At 55.1% G+C, this 16,379-nt stretch carries 17 protein-coding genes; 9 read left to right on the forward strand and 8 right to left on the reverse strand.

The window, feature by feature from the left end; translation table 11 throughout:
* The first annotated feature begins 80 nt into the window (after positions 1-80).
* Positions 81-686 carry a TPR end-of-group domain-containing protein gene (locus tag J2S31_RS09695; RefSeq protein ID WP_237098880.1) on the forward strand — a complete coding sequence of 202 codons (606 nt, stop codon included), beginning with the start codon at positions 81-83 and terminating at the stop codon, positions 684-686.
* Between the two features lie 32 nt (positions 687-718).
* Here the strand turns inward: J2S31_RS09695 and rnd are convergent, their stop codons facing one another.
* Positions 719-1,900, reverse strand: a complete 1,182-nt coding sequence (rnd, locus tag J2S31_RS09700; RefSeq protein ID WP_237098881.1) for a ribonuclease D — start codon at positions 1,898-1,900, stop codon at positions 719-721.
* A gap of 163 nt (positions 1,901-2,063) precedes the next feature.
* The gene (locus tag J2S31_RS09705; protein ID WP_237098882.1) at positions 2,064-2,276 is read right to left on the reverse strand and encodes a hypothetical protein; all 213 of its coding nucleotides are present in this window, start codon (positions 2,274-2,276) and stop codon (positions 2,064-2,066) included.
* 475 nt (positions 2,277-2,751) lie between these two features.
* On the opposite strand from J2S31_RS09705, the gene tsaB reads away from it, so the two are divergent.
* Together tsaB and J2S31_RS09715 are read left to right on the forward strand one after the other, a co-directional pair.
* Complete coding sequence (gene tsaB / locus J2S31_RS09710) at positions 2,752-3,441, forward strand: tRNA (adenosine(37)-N6)-threonylcarbamoyltransferase complex dimerization subunit type 1 TsaB (RefSeq protein WP_237098883.1); 690 nt, start codon at positions 2,752-2,754, stop codon at positions 3,439-3,441.
* A 32-nt stretch (positions 3,442-3,473) separates the two neighbouring features.
* Complete coding sequence (locus J2S31_RS09715) at positions 3,474-3,701, forward strand: YdcH family protein (protein WP_237098884.1); 228 nt, start codon at positions 3,474-3,476, stop codon at positions 3,699-3,701.
* A gap of 13 nt (positions 3,702-3,714) precedes the next feature.
* Here J2S31_RS09715 and J2S31_RS09720 read toward each other — a convergent pair whose 3' ends face one another.
* The 4 genes from J2S31_RS09720 to J2S31_RS09735 all read right to left on the reverse strand — a co-directional run bounded on the left by J2S31_RS09720 (position 3,715) and on the right by J2S31_RS09735 (position 7,132).
* On the reverse strand, positions 3,715-5,007 hold the full coding sequence (locus tag J2S31_RS09720) for an NAD(P)/FAD-dependent oxidoreductase (RefSeq protein WP_237098885.1): 1,293 nt from the start codon (positions 5,005-5,007) through the stop codon (positions 3,715-3,717).
* Positions 5,008-5,038: 31 nt separating this feature from the next.
* Entirely contained in the window at positions 5,039-5,749 is a 711-nt protein-coding gene (locus tag J2S31_RS09725) for a methyltransferase domain-containing protein (protein ID WP_237098886.1), read from the reverse strand.
* A gap of 20 nt (positions 5,750-5,769) precedes the next feature.
* A complete protein-coding gene (locus J2S31_RS09730) occupies positions 5,770-6,180 on the reverse strand; it encodes an FxsA family protein (protein ID WP_237098887.1) in 411 nt (136 codons plus the stop codon).
* Positions 6,181-6,358: 178 nt separating this feature from the next.
* The gene (locus tag J2S31_RS09735) at positions 6,359-7,132 is read right to left on the reverse strand and encodes a hypothetical protein (protein ID WP_237098888.1); all 774 of its coding nucleotides are present in this window, start codon (positions 7,130-7,132) and stop codon (positions 6,359-6,361) included.
* Between the two features lie 130 nt (positions 7,133-7,262).
* Here J2S31_RS09735 and J2S31_RS09740 point away from each other — a divergent pair, with 130 nt between their 5' ends.
* Positions 7,263-8,606, forward strand: a complete 1,344-nt coding sequence (locus tag J2S31_RS09740; protein ID WP_237098889.1) for a radical SAM/SPASM domain-containing protein — start codon at positions 7,263-7,265, stop codon at positions 8,604-8,606.
* 422 nt (positions 8,607-9,028) lie between these two features.
* Here the strand turns inward: J2S31_RS09740 and J2S31_RS09745 are convergent, their stop codons facing one another.
* Together J2S31_RS09745 and J2S31_RS09750 are read right to left on the reverse strand one after the other, a co-directional pair.
* Positions 9,029-11,194 (reverse strand): P-loop NTPase fold protein, encoded by a 2,166-nt coding sequence (locus J2S31_RS09745; protein WP_237098890.1) that lies wholly within the window; start codon positions 11,192-11,194, stop codon positions 9,029-9,031.
* A gap of 337 nt (positions 11,195-11,531) precedes the next feature.
* Complete coding sequence (locus J2S31_RS09750; protein ID WP_237098891.1) at positions 11,532-11,891, reverse strand: hypothetical protein; 360 nt, start codon at positions 11,889-11,891, stop codon at positions 11,532-11,534.
* Positions 11,892-12,178: 287 nt separating this feature from the next.
* Between J2S31_RS09750 and cysK the strand changes: the two genes are divergently transcribed.
* From cysK to J2S31_RS09775, 5 genes are all read left to right on the forward strand, one after another.
* On the forward strand, positions 12,179-13,114 hold the full coding sequence (gene cysK, locus J2S31_RS09755; RefSeq protein ID WP_237098892.1) for a cysteine synthase A: 936 nt from the start codon (positions 12,179-12,181) through the stop codon (positions 13,112-13,114).
* A 13-nt stretch (positions 13,115-13,127) separates the two neighbouring features.
* A complete protein-coding gene (gene thrC / locus J2S31_RS09760) occupies positions 13,128-14,366 on the forward strand; it encodes a threonine synthase (RefSeq protein ID WP_237098893.1) in 1,239 nt (412 codons plus the stop codon).
* Positions 14,367-14,382: 16 nt separating this feature from the next.
* Positions 14,383-14,661: a MoaD/ThiS family protein gene (locus tag J2S31_RS09765; protein ID WP_272908732.1), complete on the forward strand. Its 279-nt coding sequence runs from the start codon at positions 14,383-14,385 to the stop codon at positions 14,659-14,661.
* Between the two features lie 354 nt (positions 14,662-15,015).
* A complete protein-coding gene (locus J2S31_RS09770; protein ID WP_237098895.1) occupies positions 15,016-16,011 on the forward strand; it encodes a PLP-dependent cysteine synthase family protein in 996 nt (331 codons plus the stop codon).
* Positions 16,012-16,034: 23 nt separating this feature from the next.
* Positions 16,035-16,358, forward strand: coding sequence for a (2Fe-2S) ferredoxin domain-containing protein (locus J2S31_RS09775; protein WP_237098896.1), 324 nt, complete (start codon positions 16,035-16,037; stop codon positions 16,356-16,358).
* The last annotated feature ends 21 nt before the right edge of the window (positions 16,359-16,379 follow it).

A 16,379-nucleotide genomic window follows, 5' to 3' on the forward strand; every position in this document is an offset into this window, starting at 1 on the left:
TTGCAACCCCCGCGGGGAAGGGGTTAAACCGAGCGTTCTTGGGGATGCAATTCCCCCGGCGACTCAGGTATTCTAAGGGTATGAAGATTCCACCTCACATCGTCCAGCGCTACCTGCCCGTGCTGGTGGTGGTGTTCATGGGGCTCGCCCTGTGGAGCGATCAGGCTCCGTTCAACGACCCCTCCCCCACCGAAAACACCGCGCGCGAAGGCTCCGCCACCAAAACCCCGGGCGGTGCCCAACCCAGCGGTTTTTCCGAAGGTTCGAAAAATCAGGCCAGCGACGAGACCCGCATGGCCATCCATCATTACAACGAGGGCAACGGTTTCTTGAGCCGCGGCGACTGGCAGGAAGCGGTGCGCAACTACAAAATGGCGCTCCGCCACGACAAACACCTGCACCCGGTGTACATCAACCTGAGCAGTGCGTACCTCAAGGGACAGCAGTTCGACGCCGCGCTGGAGACGCTCAACACGTTGAAGGAGATGGAACCGGACAGCCCGCACCTGTATTACAATCTCGCCTGCTACCACGCTCTGCAAAACCAGACGGACGAAGCCCTCACCGCATTAAAGCAATCCGTGCAACTCGGTTACAAACAATTCGACGCCATCCGGCAGGACCCCGACCTCGCGTCCCTGCGCCAGACCGATGCGTTTAAGATGTGGCTGAATACGTTGGGTTGAGTTCCGCGGTGGGGCCGTTGAGATGAAAGCGGTCAGGACGGATTGGGGTTGGGTGATGGATTGATGAGGCTCACACGGCCTTTCTTGTTGATGATGAGCCCCTGCTCGCCTTCCAGAATCATATGCAGGTCGCGGCCGATGAGGTGCTTGCGCCAGCCCTGGAACAACGGGTGCTCGTCGAGGTTTTCTTCCTGTTCATGATAGCGCACGAAGGAATGGATCTGTTTGCGGTCGGCCAGGATGTGCGGCTCGATGCGCAACTCCTCGGAACGGATCTGCACGTACGCCGCAAGCAGTTCCTCGACGCCGCGGGTGGTGGCATAACTCGTGCCTTCCGGCAATTCGGGATACTGGTCTTCGGGAACCGAGCGGCCCTTCTGGATCAGTTTCAACAACGTATCGCCGTGGTTCTGGATTTCCTTGCCGTTCATGCCGCGCAGGTCGTGCAGTTGCTGAGCGGTCTCCGGACACTGCCGGGCCATCTGCAGGAGCGTTTCGTCGCGGATGATGAATTTGGCGAGGCAGTTGCGCCGGCGCGCTTCCTTCTCCCGCCATGCCGCGACCTCGCGCAGGACCGCCATCTGTTTCGGTTTGAGCGTGCGCATGTTTTTGACGCGCATGAACTGGGTGTGGGGATCGGGCAGGGCGAACTGTTCGGGATCGGTGAGCGGCTTCAACTCCTCCTGCACCCATTCGAGCCGGTTCAGTTTTTTGAGCTGGGCGACGATCTTCTCGTAAACAGGAACAAGAAAACGCACATCGTCGAGGGCATACTCGATCTGGTTCTCGCTTAAGGGACGGCGGCACCAGTCGCTGTAAGTTTCGTTTTTGTGCAGGCGTTTGCCGGTAGCGCGTTTGACGAGCTTGGCAAACGAAATCTGCGCGCCCCAGCCGATCATCGCCGCCGCCACCTGCGTGTCGAACACGGGTTCGATGACCTCCCCCGCCAGCCGGTACAAAATTTCCAAGTCCTGCTTGCCCGCGTGAAATACTTTCAGAATGTCTTTTCGCTTCAGCAGGTCGATCAGCGGATCGAGGCTGGGAATGGCGATGGGATCGATGGCGGCGCAAATTCCGTTGCACGCCAACTGCACCAGGCCCAGGCGGTGGAAATAGGTTTTTTCGCGGACAAATTCCGTGTCGATGGCAAGCTGGTCACAATCCTGAAGCTGTGCGATCAGGTCGGCCAACCCGCTTTCGGTGGTCACATACATGGCATCTCAAATTTCTATCCAGGCGGCCCTGTCAACTCTGGCCTTGCCAGCCCGGAAACTCCGGCTCCGTGTCGTCCGGTTACATTAGCAACGAAGCATCAATGGCGTGAAACGAGGGTATTATAACGGCGGCAAACGGAGAGTGCCATTCAACTCTTGCTTTTCAATCCACCGATTCGTCCAGCTTGAACAGCGACACCTTACCCCCCACGGTCTGCGTGTTGAGCGATTCCTCTTCCAGTTCGTCGAATTCCACGGTCAGTTTGTGGTCCTGCGCCTGGTCGTTCTGTTTCCAGTGATTGTGGCTCAGTTTGTTGGAAGATATCACCTTCTTGACTTTACCCTGGGCGTCCAGAATCTTGACTTGGTAGAACATGACTGTCCTCCCCCTTGAATGAAATGGTGGTTCCCCATCCCCTCACTGCACTCAAAACTAATCATGTAAAAATAATAAAATCAGACGTTTATAACTAAATTCCCAGTCTGCCCTGTAAATTAACCGTAAGCCTATTTTTTGTCAAGAAAATAAACCTAATAAAATCAATAATTAAGGTGATAATTCCTGATACCGAACCTATGCCTGCGCGGGTTTCAGCAGTTCGGAAATGGAAAAGAGGGAGGGATCGCCGCCCTGGGCGGCCTTTCTGAGGCCATATTTTTTCCGGTATGGAATCAATCACTTGTCCGCCCCTCAAGGCGCAAACCCCCTGTTTTATGCGGTTTCGGGCCGTTTCCAGGAGCGTTGACTTTTACCTGAGAATGGCCTAAGTTGAGGATGATACGGAATACCTTTTATGGGCGGACAGAGCCATGAAAAGGATTCAACACAACCCCATTGACGAGGGAGCGCGATGAGAATTCTGGCCATCGACTCATCGACCCCGCAATGCAGTGTTGCCCTCCTTCAAGACCAAGCCATCCTCCAAGAACTGACGTCGCAGGGCCAGCCCGCGTTTTCCAATCGTCTTCTGGAACTGGTGAATCGCATATTGACCGAAACGAAAGTCCGTCTTGATGAGGTGGACGGTTTTGCGGTGACCACGGGACCGGGTTCGTTCACCGGCCTGCGTGTCGGCATCAGCCTCATCAAGGGATTCGTGCTGGCCACGGAAAAACCGTTCATCGGCGTTGGCACCTTCGATGCCTGGGCGGCCGCCGTGGATACGGATACGGACCCGCACGCCCTCTGCCCGGTGCTGGATGCCCGCAAAAAGGAAGTGTACGCCGCCCGCTTTTCCCGCGGGAGAAACCAATGGACGCGAGACATGGAGGACCGGGTTCTGGCCCCGGAAGCGCTGTGCGGTCTCATCGAGCGACCCACCCTGTTCGTCGGCTCCGGCGTCACCGCTTATCGGGAGGTATTCCGCGAAAAACTCGGCGACCTTTTTCTTACGGACGAAACGGCACAGATCCGGAGTGTCGCGAGCGGTGCGGCCCTGTGGGCGGCTCCGCGATTCGAACGCGAGCACTCCTACGACCTCAATACACTCAAAATTCATTACATCCGCAAATCCGAGGCCGAACTCAACTTCAAAGGTTGATCCACCATATAAATGAGGAAGGAGATCCACTCATGGACATCGATCCGCAAACCCTCGAAAAAGCCAAAAGCGAAATCCCGGAATTCAAACGCCTGTTTGATGAACACACCCGCCTGAAACACCAGGTCGAGGAACTCAACAAACGTGCTTACCTGACACCGGAAGAGGAACTGGAGAGGAAAAATTTTCAGAAACAAAAACTGAACTGCAAGGACCAACTGGAACGCATGCTGGAATCGCTCGAACCTGAAGCCAGTTAAAGAAAAACGACGGTCACCCCTCCTCCGGGAGGGGACGGTTGTCGAGCGCCGATGAAGGAGAAGGTTTGAGGGACCGCGTGGCCGCAGGCGTTCGTACCCAGGCCATCACCACTCTTAACAGGAAGGACATCGACACCACCCGCCCGGCGGGCAGGTAGTCGCCGATCACGCCGACCAGCGTCGCCGCCAGCGACGGGTATTCGGCGAGCAGGCGCACCACGCTTCGGCACGGGCCGGGGCGGTAAATCAGTCTCTGCAAAATCCGGCTCAGCACAAATTTTTTGTGGAACTCCTGCTTTCTCCGCAGGGCATACCGTTCCAGCATCCAGCGCGATACATCCCCTTTCTGTAACGCCACGTCCAGCGTCGCGGCCGCCAGTTCCGCACTGCGCAATCCCAGGTAAATGCCTTCGCCGGTGAACGGATCGATGAAGCCCATCGCATCGCCCACCAGCACCAGCCCGCCGCAGGGAAGCGGATCGACCTCGAACGCCAGCGAATCGACCGTGCGCACGCGCTCGGCAGGCTCGGCGTCTTTCAACATCTCACGCCGCCGTGCATTGCCCAGCACCACGCGGCGGTAAAAATCATCAATGTCCTCGCCCTTCACGCGATCAGCATCGACCACCAGCACCACGTTCACCGTGCCGTCACCGACCGGCGCCATGCCGGTGTAGCCGGGACGGCTGATGTGCATGTAACAGTAGTCGGCGGGAAGCTCCGCGTTTTTCCAGTGTGCCGCCAAGGCTACCTTGCCGCGGCGCAGTTTGGGTCTGCGCCGCAATCCCATGCGGCGGATCGATACGGCGTTCCTGCCGCCCGCATCCACCACCACACGCGCATGCAAGGTGAACGGCTGGTTGCCGGGATCACGCCCGGTGATGCCCGTGACCATCCCCGCGTCGAACACCAGGTCGTCCACCTGATGCTCCTGCAAAACCGTGATGCCGCGTTCCTGCATTTTTGAAAACAAAATGTGATCGAATGACAACCGTGAAAGAGACAGGCTCGTCATGGCGCGGCCTGCATGCGGCGGGTAGTCGATGGCAAGCTCCTCGCCTTCGTATGCGGAGATGGCAACGCCGCGCAGTCGGAGCGGGTTTGTCGCTTCGATCGCTGACAACACACCGAGTTTTTCGAGGATGGGATCGGCGGCGGGACTGATGAACTCGCCGCACACCTTGTCCCGGGGAAAACGCGCGCGCTCGACCACGCACACCTCATACCCCCTGGCCTGCAACAGCAGGGCCGTGGCGGCGCCGGCGGGTCCCGCTCCGATCACGATCACATCATACGTTTTCGACATCCTGTTTCCTTATATTCAATTCCGCGACCCATCATGCACGCTTGGTCTCCACCAGCGCGATGCGATACGGAAAATGCCGGTACACTTTGAAATCGCGCCACCCCGCCTTGCGTGCGAGGCCGGCGATCTCCTCCGGCGTGAACGCATTCATCACCGACACTGGAGCGTCGTAGCGCGTCAGCCGGTTATTGGTGAGCAGGCGCGTGAGGATGTAGATTGACACCCACGCCACGTAGCTCCGGTGCAGATCGTTGACCACCACACCCTTCCTGGCCAGACGCGTGAACTGCCCGAGCAGGATCACCGCGTTCTCCTCGCTGAAATGATGAAGCGCCAGGTTGTTGATGACCACATCGAACGCACCGTCAGCGAACGGCATGTGCTTCGCGTCGCCCTGCACAAAACGGATTTCGGGATAGCGCCGCGTCTCTTCCCGTGCGTAACGCAACATCTTGGCGTTGACATCCAACGCCACCACACGGATGGGACGCTTCATGCGCCGCGCCATGCGGACGAGCTCGATGGGTTGATCCGCCGACCCCGTCGCCACGTCGAGCACGGTCAACGGCACGCCTTCGGGTTGCGATTCGAGAAACGGCCGCATGTGGTGCAGGAGCACCTTGTAACCGCTGAGATAGCGGTTCACCCGACGCACATCGTTCAAACTGTCTTTGACTTCCTCGAACGGAGCCTGGTCGAGGTCCAGGAGTTCATCGCGAAGGTTGCGGGGCGGGGCGAACATGAGGGGCAAACGAAACCGGCCTACCCGGCTTCGGCTCCCTTAAAGAAAAACCACTTCTCACCTTTCGCCAGTTTGCTCTTGAACAGGCGCATCGCCACAGCGCGGGCGATGAAGCGGGTCTGGGGAATGATGATGAGCAGGCCGAAGAAATCCGTCACCGCGCCGGGCATCAAAAGAAGATAACTGCCGAAACGCATCACCGCGCCGTTGATCACTTCCTCGGCGGGCATCTCGCGCGACTTCAGGTTCCACTGCATCTTGTCCCACCACTCTTCGCCGTAACCGCGGCCGATCACCACGCCCAGCAAAAGCGTGAACATGATCCAGGAGATGGTATTGATGGTGCTGATCATCCCGGCGAGCCAGGTCAGCGAAAACACCTCGACGACGGAGGTAAAAAGCAGAATGACGATAGTGACGGGAAAGCTCACGATAAAAACTCCGGGGAACAAGATACCAACGCGGGGGGTCGGCTATTGTTGCGCTTCATTATTATAAACGGCCATGGCACGGCCAAACTGTGCGCTCATTCTAGTACAAGCCCGGTAAAAAGGCAAAACAACGGCACGACCGTCTCACGGCGCAGGCCGTCTCACGGCGCAGGGCGTCTCACTGCAACGCGGCGAGGAACGCCGAGACCTTTTCCAGCGCGCCGCCGCTGACGAACTGCTCCATGTTCTGCTTGTCCGGATTGTCCGGAGAATGAAACGCCTTGAACGCGGCCTCGAACCGGGCGCGGTCGGATTTTTTCTGATAGTCGAATGCGTCGAGCAGGCGTGCGCCCTTGTTGCCGCCCACCCCTTCCAGCCCGTGGCAGAACAGGCAGTTGTCGGTGAAAAACGAAAACCCCGCCTGCACGTTTTCATCCTGCGGGAGTTTCCTGGCGATCGGCGCGTAGTAGTCGCTGAGCTTCACAAACCGGAGGGCACGGATGTTCGCCGTCATGAACCGCTCCTGCTTCGGCGCGTCCTGTCCGTCGGGCACAATCACCAGCATCGGCGCCAGCCAGCCGGGCCGTGAGTATTTTGGATCGATGTCCAACTCCAGCGCCAGGTGCAGGTCGTGCTCGCGGATGTCGGCCACCGGAAGCAGCCCCTGGTAGTCATCGAAACAATCGAGCAGAACCGCATCGGTGCCCGCGTCGCCAAACCGCTCGATCAACCGCGTCATCGACACCACGCGGAAACGCGAGCCGGAGTAATCCATCGCCCGGTCGAAATAGGCGCTCGCCATCCAGCGCGACCCCATCGCCGCGAGGTCGTTCTTCACAGCACCGCCCACCGACCCCGCGCCGCCCGCCGGGGACGTTTTTCCACAGGCCAGACCGAACAGGGGAAGCACGCTAACGACCAGTATTAAAAGAATTTGGCGGAAATGACGCATGGGGTTTGCGTATCCCTTCCATTTCAGGAATAATGTGTTAACATTTCAGTTTGCCCCCGGTCCGCTCCCGGCCAATCCGCCGCAACGGCCCGGTTAAACAGCCTTTTACCACACGTTTCGCGACTATATCATGGAATCCTCTCAGATCGATTTTTCACCAACGCCGAACAACAGCCCCTACCGGGCTTACTCCATATCCTGGAACATCACCAAACGGTGCAACCTCAATTGCGAACACTGTTACCTGGACGCCGACTTCCGTGGCGGTTTCCGCGTGGACGAATTGACCACCCAGCAGTGCTTCAACGTGATCGACCAGATCGCCGAGGTCAACCCCAACGCGTTCCTGATCCTCACCGGCGGCGAACCGCTGTTGCGTCCCGACATCTATGACATCACCCGTTACGCCGCCGACCGCAAGTTCATGGTCGTGCTCGGCACCAACGGCACCATCATCACCCGCGAGAACGCGAAGAAGATCAAAGAATCCGGAGCACACGGCGTCGGCATCAGCATCGATTCCATGGACGCGGTCAAGCATGACCAGTTCCGCGGCGTGTCGAAAGCATGGGAAAAGTCGATGGAGGCATTCGACATCCTGAACGACGTCGGCGTCGATTTCCTCATCCAGATGTCGGTCTCCGACATGAACTACAAGGAGATCCCGGACGTCATCGCCTACGCCGAGAAGATCGGCGCGGTGGCCTTCAACCTCTACTTCCTTGTCTGCACCGGACGCGGCCAGGGCAACACCGACATCAGCAACGCCGCCTACGAGGAAGCGCTCAAGATCCTGTACCAGGAACAGATGAAGTACAAGGGCCGCCTGATGATCAACTCCAAATGCGCGCCGCAGTACAAGCGCGTGGTGTACGAGAACGATCCGGATTCCGTCTATCAGCGCACGTATGCGGGCGGGTGCCCGGCGGGCACGCATTACAGCCGCATCAGCCCGGAAGGCGACCTCACCCCCTGCCCGTTCATCGCCGAATCCGTGGGCAACCTGAAAACCGACACCTTCCAGAACCTGTGGTACAACGCACCGCTGATGAACCAGCTCCGCGACCGCAAGGGCCTCGACGGCAAATGCGGTTCGTGCGAGTTTTCGGCGATGTGTTCCGGCTGCCGGGCGCGGGCGTTCGCCGAGACCGGCAACTACATGGCGGAAGACCCGTCCTGCGATTACGAACCGGGTCAGCACGGCGGCAAAGCCATCGAGCTCAAAGTCGAAGACACGCTGGGCCTGGAAGTCGAGTACCGTCAGAAGTGGACGCCGGAGGCGAAGCAGAGGCTGGAGCGCATCCCCTCGTTCGCGCGCGGCATGGTGGTGCAGGGCATCGAGAAGTTCGCCGCCGAACGCGGCGTCGCCTTGATCGACGAACACGTCGTGAAGAAGTCGCGTGAGGAAATGATCGAAAAACGCGGCGCCATGTTCCCCTTCCTCAAAAAGTTCATCAACTCCGAGAAGAGCTAGGCGCTCGGCCAGCCAAAAACCCGCGAGCCACTGCCCCGTTCCCCCTTGTAAGGGGGGCTAGGGGGGTTCTTCCTCTGAACCACAGATGAACACCGATTCACACAGATAACAGATAAGAGAGGGAGCCTTTATTCCCCCTTTGTAAGGGGGGCTAGGGGGGGTTTTTCCTTCTGTGCTTTTCTGAGAAGCCACAGGCGACGAAGAAACTTTCAAATGACTTTCTTTTTCGCCTTCTTGAGCAGGATTTGGCTGGGGGGCTTTTTCCTTAATGGATCATTCCGAGACGCGCCCCGCGTCGAGAAATCTGGAATGGGGAAAATGAAAACATAGATTCCTCGCTACGCTCGGAATGACCCCTCAACGGTTGCGCCGTCATTCTGAGGAGCCGTTGTCAGGGAAATGCTATCACTCAATACAAATAATCACTCAGAACTTTCTTCAGCTTGAGCTTCATAATCCCTGATAAATGTCTCAAGCGCAATTTTTTGCATCTCGGCTAAACCACCATTATTTTCTAAAATTTGTTTCGCTCTTGGATAAATTTCACTTGGTTCTAAAAATGGTTTTAAGGAATCTGGTTTAAGTTGGTAAAACTTTTCTCCATCCCTTATAACACTGGATAAAAATCCCTCTAACAACTTAACCAAACCATCCTCTTCCGCAGTCATTTGCCTTGCCCACTCATAACATTCTTCTTCACAACCCTCCAAATTCTCCCAAACCAATAAAGCCAAATGAAGATTACCCAGGTCCACCAAACGATTGCTATTTTTTGCATCGAGGATTTTCTTTTTTATTTTTCTTTCAAGTTCATCAAAGTCCTCTTCTCTAAAAGGAGGGGTTGGCGACTTTCTATCAGTATATTTCCAACGTCCATGTTGAATGGCATAACCTTGAAATTGATTTAACATAAAACTTGAAATCGGTGCCTCACCAAAACAATCAGCTATTATTTGATACTTTTGATCCAAATTAATTCGTCTAAAAAGCTGATGAATTTTCCTTGAAATATTGGGAAAATTACCAAGACCAAATATTCCTTGCTTGTCTTCATCGAGGTCGGCCTTATCTCCCAATAAATAAAATGCCTTAATAATCCCATGAATTTTACTGACTTCAATTCTTTCATCAGTCCAATGCTCTAAGACATCCAAAAGTCTTCCCAAACGAGACCCTCCAGCGGGAAGTTTTTCCCGACCAAGCTCATTTAACTTATTAGCCAAAACCTTCGGGTCATCTGCTAAATCAACAATCGAAGAAATCTCTTCAACCGAAAAATCGCCCACAGACAACGAAAGCCTAAAATAAATTTCAAAATATTCCTCGCTACACATACGTCGATCATTGGCCCATTCTCTTTCTGAATCTGAGCCTAAAGTAAATCCACCCCATATTTGTTCTAATAAAGGAAAAAGTAGCATTAATGCTTTTTTAGTTACCCCGCATATTTTGTGGGATTTCGCTTGCCCAAACCTATCGAACCATTCTTTATGAAAAGGCTCTATCTTTTCTTTTTTCTTATCAGACGAAACCGAGTCAAATCCGGATCGAGCAACAAAATAGGACTTATTATTTCTTACAATCTCATAAGCATCAGGAATGAAAACTCTCATTAATTCAATACAAATAAAATCAACGAGGTTAACCTGATCTTTTATGGCGGGATACGTAATATGAAGAGAATTTATAAAGCGATTTATATGCCTAGGCGTATTAAATAATGGAACGATCACTTCATAATACATATCCGCCGTACGCGAATCACCCCAAAACTCTTCACTCTTGGAACCCAATACTTCACCGAATCTTTTAGAAATAATTTCTTTTAATTGAGTTTCATCCGGATTCGGCAAATCCAATGGATTCTGAACTATTTTTTCTAAATAGGAATCTCCAGGTAGCTTTTGGAATTCTTTTAGTGCATTAACAACCACCTTTTTTTCAAAACAAAGCAAGTAAATAATATTCGGAAAATCTGCAATAATTTTAATTAATTTAAAAAGCTCAATTATTTCATCTATAGCCAATCTATCTATATCATCAATAACAACTAAAACCTTCCTGTTCTTCTTTTTTAAAATATCCCCTATTTCACCCTTAAGGTCTTTAATGTTCTTATGTTTAAAGCAGGGCAACAACCATAAAAGCTGAGTCCAGAATGAAATTTTTGTTTTGCTAAGCAAATCTTGTATTTTTATTAAGTAATCATACCCAAAAACTTTGTATCCTTTTAATATTCCTTCATTAACTAATACCCATTGTAGTTCTTTCAAAAATTGACTTGCCAATACTCCCTTCCCATAAAACAACCAAGGGTTAAACTCCATTATGATGGGAGCGTTTAAAACGACTCCTTCTTCTTTTAAGAACTCTTTATCTTGAAGATAACTGATTATGAAATTAGCGAGAGTGGATTTACCAGCCCCCCATTCTCCGTTGATCCCATAAACCACTCCTTCTAGTGGGACCATATGGCAAATACTTTTTGCCACGTATTTAGCAAAGTGCTTATAACCCAACTTATCTTGTTCTGGGTCGCTTAATGGCCTATCACTAGAGAAGGTTAAATTTTTAGATTCTTCGCTCACATCAAACCCAAAAAATTAGATATATTGAAAATATATAATATTTTATTTTTCCGTATCCAACAAGTTTTCCGCCAACTTTAAACCCTCCTTCGCCTCCTCGGCAGACGGCTTTTGCTTTAACAGTTTTTCGAACTGGGTGATGGCTTCTTGAAGGGTATCGCGGTCGCGGTAGGCGAGTAAAAAGAAAAGACGTATCAAAACCTTCGCTAGCGCTCAGGAGCAGGCTAAGGAAGAAGCCCCCCAGCCCCCTTCACAAAGGGGGTGCCCGTCGCCTTGCGTCCGCCGATCATCGTCCGCCCTGCAACGCATTAGCCCGTTTGGACCGGGCCACGCCCGGCTATTTTTTGCCGTACAGGTTGCGCATGGAGAAGGACTGGCTGTTGACGTTGGGGGTGTCCTGTTCGGCGAGAGCGTTGGCGACTTCGTCGCGGTAGTTCTTCACCTTGCGGTAGAGGGGGTGGGTGATGTCGAGCTTCAGGTTGGCGAGGGCGGCGCTGAATTTTTCGCTTCCCTCCACCGACACCTCGCAGACAATCTCGCCCGACTCGCTGTCGCGGTACACGCCGGAGAGGACGAGCGGCGTCTTCTTGGTGGCGTGCAGGCCCATCGCCCGCATCAGCTCCAGGACAGGACCGTTGCCGTAGGCCCTAAGAGGCAGGTGTTTCTTGATTTCGGTCAAAAGACTCTGCGCGCTCATAGCCTCTTATAAATCAAAAGGGTGGAGGTTGGGCATCGACGCCCGTTCAGGGAATTTTAGCACAGCTTTGGGGGGCGGATCACCCGGCCCGCATAATATTCTCACAATTTTATGGATACTTGGTGGAAGGGGGCGGGCGGCGTGTTATAATCGTGCAGGTTTCATCACCCAAAAGTTATTGTAAGGAGACGGTTTAAGGACGCTTTCGAGTGGTTGACTTCGCGGCCGGATAGCCTATAATTTCCCTTTTGCTTATTTTCTTATTTTTTAGGTGACCATCCCCCAGCATGCTGGAAAAATTCAAGATCAGGTCAGAAAATACGCTGGATTTGATAGGCGGCACGCCCCTCGTTAAGCTCAACCGCGTGGTGCCCGCCAACGGCGCGGCCATCTGGGCCAAGGTGGAGTCGAACAACCCCGGCGGCAGTGTGAAGGACCGCATTGCGCTGGCGATGATCGAAGACGCCGAAAAGAAAGGGCTCATCCAGCCCGGCGCGACGATCGTCGAACCCACCAGCGGCAACACCGGCATCGGCCTGTCTCTGGTCGGCGCGTTCAAAGGCTACAACGTCATGCTGGTCATGTCCGAGAACATGAGCACCGAGCGGCGGCTGTTGCTGGAAAGCTTCGGCGCGACGCTGGAACTCAGCCGCGCCGAGTTCGGCATGCAGGGCACCATCGAGCGCGCGGAAGAACTGGTGGCGGAGCATCCGGATTACTTCATGCCGCAACAGTTCAACAACCCGGCCAACCCGGAGATCCACCGGCAAACGACCGGACCGGAGATCATCTCCGCCATGGAAGGGGATAAAGTGGATGCCTTCATCGCGGGCATCGGTACCGGCGGCACCATCACCGGCGCAGGCGAAGCGCTGAAAGCGCATTACGGCGACACCAAGGTCATTGGCGTCGAGCCGGCCACGAGCGCGGTGCTTTCCGGCAGAGCGGCGGGTCCACACAAGATTCAGGGCATCGGCGCGGGCTTCAAGCCGAAGGTGCTGAACCTCGACATTCTGGACGACATCCGCCCCATCTCGGACGACGATGCGTTCCGCTATGTTCAGCGGCTGGCCAAGGAAGAAGGCCTGCTGACCGGCATCTCCTCCGGCGCGGCGTTGTGCGCGGCGTACCAGGTGGCGGAAGATCTGGGACCGGGCAAGAACGTGGTGGTCATTCTTCCCGATACGGGCGAACGCTATTTCAGTTTTTATCAATACTTCTAGTCAAAAGTTCTCTATGGGATACGTCAAAGGTTTACGTTGTAAAGAGTGCGGTAAGAATTACGAAAAACTGCCAATCCACGTGTGCGAATACTGCTTCGGCCCACTGGAGGTGGATTACGATTATGAAGGCATCAGCAAGGTCATCAGCCGGAAATCGATTCAGGACGGCCCGCCGTCCATGTGGCGGTACCAGCCGCTGTTGCCGATCGACGGCGACCCGCAGGTCGGCCGCTACACCGGCTACACCCCGCTGATCGAGGCGAAGAACCTGGCCAAAGCGCTGGGCCTCAAAAAAGTGTATGTGAAGAACGACTCGGTGAACCACCCGACCTTTTCCTTTAAAGACCGGGTGGTGTCCGTGGCGGTGACCAAAGCGAAGGAGTTCGGCTTCGACACCGTATCCTGCGCCTCCACCGGCAACCTGGCCAACTCGGTCTCCGCACATGCGGCGGAGGCGGGTCTGAAAAGTTGCATCTTCATTCCGGTGGGACTGGAGCAGGGCAAGATTCTGTGCACGCAGGTGTACGGCACCCAGCTCATTTCCGTGCGCGGCAGTTACGACGACGTCAACCGCCTGTGCAGTGAGATCGCCGTGTCGCGCCAGTGGGCGTTCGTCAACATCAATATCCGCGCCTACTACGGCGACGGGTCGAAGTCGTACGGCTACGAGATCGCCGAACAGCTCGGCTGGCGCACCCCGGACAACGTGGTGGTGCCGGTGGCGGGCAGCTCGCTGATCACCAAAATCTGGAAAGCTTTCCACGAGTTCAAGGACCTCGGCCTCATCGACAAAGTCAACACCAAGGTCTTCGCCGCGCAGGCGACGGGATGCTCGCCGGTATCCACCGCCATCAAAAACGGCTGGGACACGCACAAGCCGGTGAAGCCCAACACCATTGCCAAGTCCATCGCCATCGGCAACCCCGCCGACGGCTTTTACGGCATCAAGACCGTACGCGACAGCGGCGGCTGGGGTGAGGACGTGACCGACGAGGAAGTCGTCGAGGGAATGAAACTGCTGGCGGAAACCGAAGGCGTGTTCACGGAAACCGCGGGCGGCGTCACCGTCGCCGTGACCAAAAAGCTGGTCGAGCAGGGACGCATCAAACCTGACGAGTTGACCGTGGTCTGCGTTACCGGCAACGGCCTCAAAACCCTCGAGGCGCTGGACAACAAGTTTGCGGAGCCGGCGGTCATCGAACCCAACATTCACAGCTTCGAAGAAGTGTATTCCAACGGTATAACGGTATAACAAGGAGAAACGAACCATGGCGGTAAAAGTAAGGATTCCCACCCCCCTCATGAAACTCACCAATAACCAGAGTGAGGTTTCGGCCACCGGGGGAACCATCGCAGAGCTGTTCAACGACCTGGAGTCCCAGTTCGGCGGGATCAAGGAGCGCATCTGCGAGGAGAACGGAACGCCGCGCCGCTTCATCAATATTTATCTGAACGAAGAAGACATCCGGTTCCTGGATGGCGAAAACACCCAGGTGAAAGACGGTGACGAGGTGTCCATCATCCCCGCCATCGCCGGAGGCAACTGATTCGTCCGGGGGTTTCACCCCCGTGGCCCCATTGCTGAAAATGCAGGGAGGCAGGCCGGGCATCCCGGCTCAAATCGTCGGCAACTTTCTGGCAGTCGGAGCATCAAACAATTCAGGAGCGACGCTCTCCGAAAGGGCGCTGGCTCGTTGAAAGAGGCGTTGTAAACCGGGTATTGCGGAACGAAGGGGAAAGTCGGCTGTCCATCACTCTGCATGTGATGAACGGTCCGTCCAATTGGAGTTCTTTGATTCTGAAGAGTTTTGCGGCACCCGGTAAACTGACAACCCCGTTTTTACATGAAGCCCGGTCCGGGCTCCCGGTCCATCCGGGTTTTGATATACAATTTAATTGTTATGTCTAAGGTAAAAATATCCGAGGAAGTACTGGCTCCCTCCTGTCCGGTGATCATGGACGAGTCGGTGCTGAAGAAGATCGGCAACACACCGCTGATCCCCATTCAGAAACTGACGCGGGACTTTCCGAACGTGGAGATTTACGCCAAGGCCGAATGGCGCAATGCGGGCGGCTCCGTGAAGTCGCGTCCCGCCCTGCAGATGATCCTCGACGGCGAGGCCTCCGGCAAACTGACCAAGGGCAAGATCATCCTCGACTCCACCTCCGGCAACACCGGCATCGCCTACGCCCTCATCGGCAAGATCAAGGGCTACCGTGTGAAGCTGGTCATGCCCGGCAATGTCAGCAAAGAGCGGAAGGGCTTGATGGCGGACTTCTATGGCGCGGAGATCGTCACCTCCAGCCCGTTCGAAGGCTCCGACGGCGCCATTCTTCTGGCGCGGGAAATCTACGAGCGCGACCCGGACGCCTACTTCATGCCGGACCAGTACAACAACGATTCCAACTGGCGCGCGCATTACCTGCACACGGCCAATGAAATCTGGAAACAGACCGACGGCCGCATCACGCACTTCTGTGCAGGCATCGGCACCGGCGGCACCATCATGGGCAACACCCGCCGCCTGCGCGAACTGAACCCGGAGATCAAGTGCCACCCCATCGAACCGGCTGAAGAACTGCACGGCATCGAGGGTCTCAAGCACATGGCCTCGTCCATCGTGCCCGGTATCTACAAGGAAGAAGAACTGGACAGCAAGATCAACGTCGCCACGGAAGAAGCCTACGACATGGTCGAGACCCTGGAAAAAGAAGAAGGCATCCTAGTCGGCCACTCCTCGGCGGCGGCCATGGTGGGTGCACTCAAAATCGCCGCACAGATCAAAAAGGGCGTCATCGTCACCGTTTTCCCCGACAGTTGCGACACCAATTACATCAACTTCGGCAAATTCAAGGAACACTCCGAAACCCACTCCACCACCAAGCCGGACAGTTGATCTCCTTTCTCCCGGAATAATTCATGGGCCGATTCACCCGTCATATATTCATCTGCAACAACCAGCGCACGGAGGACGATCCACGCGGCTGTTGCGTGTCGCGCGGCTCCATGGACCTGCTCGACCACATCAAGAAACGCGTCCACGACAGCGGCCTGAAAGGCAAAATCCGCGTTAACAAGGCCGGGTGCCTGGATGCCTGCCAGTACGGTCCGTCCATGGTGGTGTACCCGGACGATGTCTGGTACTCGCCCAAAACGGTGGAAGACATGGAAGAAATCTTCACCGAACACCTGCAGAACGGCCGCATCGTCGAGCGGCTGCTCATCGACTTCTCCCGTAAATAACGATTGGGCTTGTACTCGCCC

Source organism: Nitrospina gracilis Nb-211 (assembly GCF_021845525.1).
GTDB classification, from domain to species: Bacteria; Nitrospinota; Nitrospinia; order Nitrospinales; family Nitrospinaceae; genus Nitrospina; species Nitrospina gracilis_A.

Excerpts from the sequence above, each read along its gene's own strand:
- J2S31_RS09735 (WP_237098888.1), bottom strand. The coding sequence starts at position 7,132 with ATGCGTCATTTCCGCCAAATTCTTTTAATACTGGTCGTTAGCGTGCTT.
- rnd (WP_237098881.1), bottom strand. The coding sequence starts at position 1,900 with ATGTATGTGACCACCGAAAGCGGGTTGGCCGACCTGATCGCACAGCTT.
- thrC (WP_237098893.1), top strand. The coding sequence starts at position 13,128 with ATGGGATACGTCAAAGGTTTACGTTGTAAAGAGTGCGGTAAGAATTAC.
- J2S31_RS09725 (WP_237098886.1), bottom strand. The coding sequence starts at position 5,749 with ATGTTCGCCCCGCCCCGCAACCTTCGCGATGAACTCCTGGACCTCGAC.
- J2S31_RS09775 (WP_237098896.1), top strand. The coding sequence starts at position 16,035 with ATGGGCCGATTCACCCGTCATATATTCATCTGCAACAACCAGCGCACG.
- J2S31_RS09720 (WP_237098885.1), bottom strand. The coding sequence starts at position 5,007 with ATGTCGAAAACGTATGATGTGATCGTGATCGGAGCGGGACCCGCCGGC.
- J2S31_RS09750 (WP_237098891.1), bottom strand. The coding sequence starts at position 11,891 with ATGAGCGCGCAGAGTCTTTTGACCGAAATCAAGAAACACCTGCCTCTT.
- J2S31_RS09695 (WP_237098880.1), top strand. The coding sequence starts at position 81 with ATGAAGATTCCACCTCACATCGTCCAGCGCTACCTGCCCGTGCTGGTG.
- tsaB (WP_237098883.1), top strand. The coding sequence starts at position 2,752 with ATGAGAATTCTGGCCATCGACTCATCGACCCCGCAATGCAGTGTTGCC.
- J2S31_RS09715 (WP_237098884.1), top strand. The coding sequence starts at position 3,474 with ATGGACATCGATCCGCAAACCCTCGAAAAAGCCAAAAGCGAAATCCCG.
- cysK (WP_237098892.1), top strand. The coding sequence starts at position 12,179 with ATGCTGGAAAAATTCAAGATCAGGTCAGAAAATACGCTGGATTTGATA.
- J2S31_RS09740 (WP_237098889.1), top strand. The coding sequence starts at position 7,263 with ATGGAATCCTCTCAGATCGATTTTTCACCAACGCCGAACAACAGCCCC.
- J2S31_RS09770 (WP_237098895.1), top strand. The coding sequence starts at position 15,016 with ATGTCTAAGGTAAAAATATCCGAGGAAGTACTGGCTCCCTCCTGTCCG.
- J2S31_RS09705 (WP_237098882.1), bottom strand. The coding sequence starts at position 2,276 with ATGTTCTACCAAGTCAAGATTCTGGACGCCCAGGGTAAAGTCAAGAAG.
- J2S31_RS09765 (WP_272908732.1), top strand. The coding sequence starts at position 14,383 with ATGGCGGTAAAAGTAAGGATTCCCACCCCCCTCATGAAACTCACCAAT.